Source organism: Moraxella equi (assembly GCF_002027555.1).
Lineage (GTDB): Bacteria > Pseudomonadota > Gammaproteobacteria > Pseudomonadales > Moraxellaceae > Moraxella > Moraxella equi.
Genome location: NZ_MXAP01000052.1, coordinates 1 through 4,461 on the forward strand (window position 1 = coordinate 1; position 4,461 = coordinate 4,461).

At 45.3% G+C, this 4,461-nt stretch carries 3 protein-coding genes and 1 pseudogene; 1 reads left to right on the forward strand and 3 read right to left on the reverse strand.

The genetic code is table 11. The annotated features are described in order from the left end of the window. Positions 1–403: 403 nt before the first annotated feature. Positions 404–716: pseudogene (locus B5J93_RS13965) on the forward strand (IS3 family transposase); the annotation flags it as partial. 64 nt (positions 717–780) lie between these two features. On the opposite strand, the gene glyS reads toward B5J93_RS13965, so the two are convergent. The 3 genes from glyS to glyQ form a co-directional block, all read right to left on the reverse strand. Further along, positions 781–2,874, reverse strand: a complete 2,094-nt coding sequence (gene glyS / locus B5J93_RS05705; RefSeq protein ID WP_079325390.1) for a glycine--tRNA ligase subunit beta — start codon at positions 2,872–2,874, stop codon at positions 781–783. 77 nt (positions 2,875–2,951) lie between these two features. Next, positions 2,952–3,296, reverse strand: a complete 345-nt coding sequence (locus B5J93_RS05710) for a hypothetical protein (protein WP_079325392.1) — start codon at positions 3,294–3,296, stop codon at positions 2,952–2,954. 38 nt (positions 3,297–3,334) lie between these two features. Continuing rightward, on the reverse strand, positions 3,335–4,288 hold the full coding sequence (glyQ, locus tag B5J93_RS05715; protein ID WP_079325394.1) for a glycine--tRNA ligase subunit alpha: 954 nt from the start codon (positions 4,286–4,288) through the stop codon (positions 3,335–3,337). Between the last annotated feature and the right edge of the window lie 173 nt (positions 4,289–4,461).

The following is a 4,461-nucleotide window of genomic DNA, read 5'->3' on the forward strand; positions in this document are numbered from 1 at the left end:
TGGGTTCGGTTGGTATATGTCAAACTCATCAAAGAAAAGCTGGCGGAAAACAACATTAGCTTAAACTTTGAAGAGTGCAACCAAGCTGAGAGACTCATTATCAGGCGCATTGAAGGTGAACTTGCCAAGATTGTGGAGTTTTTAAGATAAATCAAAACCTGAAAACAAAATACCCCAAGCTGTGAAGTTTGGGGCATTTTTATGGAGATTTGTCAAAATGAAACTATCTTACACCTAGTGAAAGAAAACCAAAAAGGAGTTTATTGCAAAAACGGGCGAGATTTTTCGCGGTGGGCATCAAGAGATGTTAAATGATGCTTTGTTAAAGTTAGGTGATGCAGATAGATATGATAAGAGCAGTAAGAATGGCAAGAACAGTAAGAACAATGAAAATAACAAGTTCATCATTCATTCAGACCAAGGCTGACACTATCAAATGCGCCAGTATCAACAAACCCTAAAAGAACAAGGCTTAACCCAAAGCATGTCAAGAAAAGGGAACTGCCTTGATAATGCCGTGATAGAGAGGCTCGAAGGCACACCAGAAGAAGAGATGTTTTATGAGACAACCACATTTACATCAAGTGGATGAACTCAAACAAGTGATTGATGAGTACATACACTACTACAATCATGATAGAATAAAGAGCAAATTAAAAGGACTAAGTCCTGTTAAGTACAGAAACTTAGTCCAATTAGGGTTAATTAAGCCTTGATGACAACTTAACCTTTTATCTTACGTCTAAGATTTGGGGGTTGGTTCAGCTTTTGGGGTTTTTATCAACCTTGTAACACCCCAATATCCGCCACGCTCAAAAACAGCGTACGCACCTGTCCAAGCAAGGCTAGGCGGTTGTTTTTTAGATGTTCGTCATCGGCATTTACCATGACATTATCAAAAAAGTCGGTCAATGGGCTTGCCAAAGCGGTCAAGGCGGTCAATACCCCTTGATAATTCGCCTTATCCTGTAAAGGTTTTACCATCTCTTTGGCACTCAAAATCGCCTGATACAACGCCTTTTCTGCCGTCTCGGTCAATAGGCTCTCATCTACATTCTCGCCCACATTGTCGGCTTTGGCAAGGATATTGGCAACACGTTTGTTATTTTCTGCCAGCACCTGTGCCTGTGGCAACGCACGAAACGCCTGCACCGCACGGATACGCTCATCAAAATCAAGGGGCATGTGCGGATTTATCGCTTGCACCGCTTGAATGGTGTCCACCGCTACGCCCTGCTCGGTGTACATGGCACGATAGCGTGAGCTGACAAATTCCATGACGGCATTAAAAGTCTCGCTCATGTTGTTGATTTTATTGCCATAATTTTTAATGGCTTCACCGACAAGGCTTGCTAGGTTTAATGGCAATTTATTTTCAATCAAAATACGCAAAACGCCAATGCTTGCTCGTCTTAGGCTAAATGGGTCTTTTGAACCTGTCGGAGCTTCGTTAATGCCAAAAATCCCCACCAAAGTGTCTAGGCGGTCAGACAAGGCAAGAGCGATACCGATTGGTGTTTTTGGCAATTCATCGCCACTAAATTTGGGCAGGTATTGTTCGCTAATGGCGTTCGCCACGTCCGCTTTTTCGCCTGATTTGTGGGCGTAATACGTCCCTGCAATGCCTTGCAATTCGGGGAATTCGCCCACCAACGTGGTCGCCAAATCCGCCTTCGCCAAAATCCCCGCTCGCACCACGTCATCGGTCGGCACGTCCCAACCATGCGGACGCAAGTTTTCGCTAATAAAGGCGGATAGTTTGGCGATACGCTCGCCTTTTTCCCAAATCGTGCCAAGTTTGTCTTGGAATACTCGGGTTTTTAGGGTTTCGGCAAAGTCGGCAAGCGGACGTTTTTGGTCTTGCAAAAAGAAAAATTCAGCATCCGACAGGCGTGGGCGTACCACTTTTTCATTGCCCAAAATCACCGCAGATTTATCTTTACTGTCAATGTTACTGATAAAGATAAAGTTGGGTTTTAGCTTGCCGTTATCGTCCGTGAGACAAAAATATTTTTGGTCGGCTTGCATGGTGCTGATAAGAGCTTCTTGCGGAACGGCTAAGAAACGCTCTTCAAAACTGGCTCGCAGGGCAACAGGATAGTCCACAAGGGCGGTAACTTCATCAAGCAACTCATCAGGGACAATGGCGGTCGCACCGATTTCATCGGAGAGTTTTTGGACTTGGGCGACAATGTTCGCTTGGCGTTTGGCAAAATCCGCCACCACAAACCGCTCGGCAAGCAGGCTTTCATAATGCTCGGCATGGTCAATCACAAAAAAATCAGGGGCGTGATAGCGATGACCACGAGACTGCCTGCCTGTGTCATGCCCTAAAATGCGTGCAGGAATGACGGTATCGTCTGCCATGAGTACCACCCATTGTACAGGGCGGACAAACTCGTGTTTGTCGGCACCCGACCGCATTCTTTTGGCGATTGGTAGCTCGTCTAGGGCTTTTTGAATAAGGCTTGGCATCAGGTTGGTAACTTTCTCGCCTTTAATGGTAAGCGTATAAGCGACATATTCGCCTTTTTTGTCGCTGATTGTGATTAAATCGTCTTTGGTAAGGTTTAAGCCGTTTGCGTTAAGCCCCTGCAAAAAGCCCTGCCCTGCACGAGACAAATTCCCGTCAGCGTCAAAACTTGCCTTGATGTTTGGGCCTTTTTTGGTTTCGGTGCGGTCGGGCTGATAGTCGCCCACGCCTTTGATGAGTAGTGCCAAACGGCGTGGGGCAGAGAATGCCTTGATGTCATCAAACGCGATGTTTTGCTCGCCCAATGCCGTTTTGACATGGTCGTATAGGGCGTTTTGTAGGGTTTTTAGGGATTTTGGGGGCAACTCTTCGGTGCCAAGTTCAAATAGGATTGTGCTCATTTTAACCTTTTACATTTAATTAACTATAAAACACGATATAGGGTTTCATCAATCACCGACATCATATTTATTTGGTATTAATTTTTGTCATCATCACCATTACCACGGTCATTATCATCGTTATTACGACCATTATCTCTGTCGCCGTCTTGGTCGTCATTGCGGTTGTCGTTGTCTCTGCCATCATCGTTATCACGCTCATTGCGGTCATCATCGTCATCATTATCACGGCGGTCGTCATTTTGATTGTCACGATTGTCATTTCTGTCATCGTCATTATCACGGTCTTGACGGTCGGAATATTCGGTGCGGTCGTTTTCACGTTCGTTATTGTCATTATCGCCATTACCACCGAAACCACAAGCGGTTAAAAGGGCAATCAGTGATAATACAGATAGTGATTTAATCAATTTGGTGTTCATGATGTGTCCTAGTTAATCAAATGGTTGTGATGGTCAAATCACTCTTCTTCTTTGGCAAGCCATTTTTCTAGTGCTTCTGCTTTATGTTCTTCATCAGCAAGCGGAAAGCCCAGTTTGGCACGAGCTTGTACATAGCTGACCGCCACTTTGCGAGCCAATGTCCGCACACGCAGGATAAAGCGTTGGCGTTCGGTAACCGAAATCGCCCCACGAGCATCCAATAGGTTAAAGGTGTGGCTTGCCTTTAACACCATTTCATAAGCAGGCAGGGGCAGATTTACGCCCACTAAGCGGTCGGCTTCATGCTCATAAAAGTCAAATAATTCAAAGAGTTTGCTAACGTCTGCATATTCAAAATTGTAGGTAGATTGCTCCACTTCGTTTTGGTGAAACACATCGCCATAGGTTACACGCCCAAACTCGCCGTCCGTCCACACAAGGTCATAGACGCTATCCACGCCCTGAATGTACATGGCAAGGCGTTCCAAGCCATAAGTAATCTCACCCGTTACAGGGAAACACTCAATCCCGCCCACCTGCTGAAAATAGGTAAACTGGGTGACTTCCATGCCGTTTAGCCACACTTCCCAGCCAAGCCCCCACGCCCCAAGCGTTGGACTCTCCCAGTTGTCTTCCACAAAACGCACGTCATGAGTTAGAGTATCAATACCTAACGCCTGCAAAGAGCCCAAATACAGCTCTTGGATATTGGCAGGGTTTGGCTTTAAGACAACTTGAAACTGGTAATAATGTTGCAAGCGGTTGGGGTTGTCGCCATAACGCCCGTCTGTGGGACGGCGAGACGGCTGAACGTAGGCAGCGTTCCATTTTTCGGGTGTCAAAGCACGCAAAAATGTGGCGGTATGAAACGTCCCTGCCCCCATTTCCATGTCATAAGGTTGCAAAACCACACAGCCACGCTCTGCCCAGTAGTTTTGTAGGGTTAGGATAATTTGTTGAAAGGTAAGTGGTTGTTTTGATGTTTGTGTCATGGTCATCGCTTTCGGCTTTGGTAAATGAGTTATTTTAACACAAATGGACAGGATAAAAAATGGTTATAATTTTAAGTTGTTAAGATTTTTACAGATAAATGGCAAATATACCAACCGAACCCAAAATATGCTACAATACCCCTATGGCATACTCAGATGATTTTAGACAACAA

What these genes read in the sequence shown, in the direction of transcription:
- B5J93_RS05710 (WP_079325392.1), bottom strand. Translation starts at nt 3,296, where the DNA reads ATGAACACCAAATTGATTAAATCACTATCTGTATTATCACTGATTGCC.
- glyS (WP_079325390.1), bottom strand. Translation starts at nt 2,874, where the DNA reads ATGAGCACAATCCTATTTGAACTTGGCACCGAAGAGTTGCCCCCAAAA.
- glyQ (WP_079325394.1), bottom strand. Translation starts at nt 4,288, where the DNA reads ATGACACAAACATCAAAACAACCACTTACCTTTCAACAAATTATCCTA.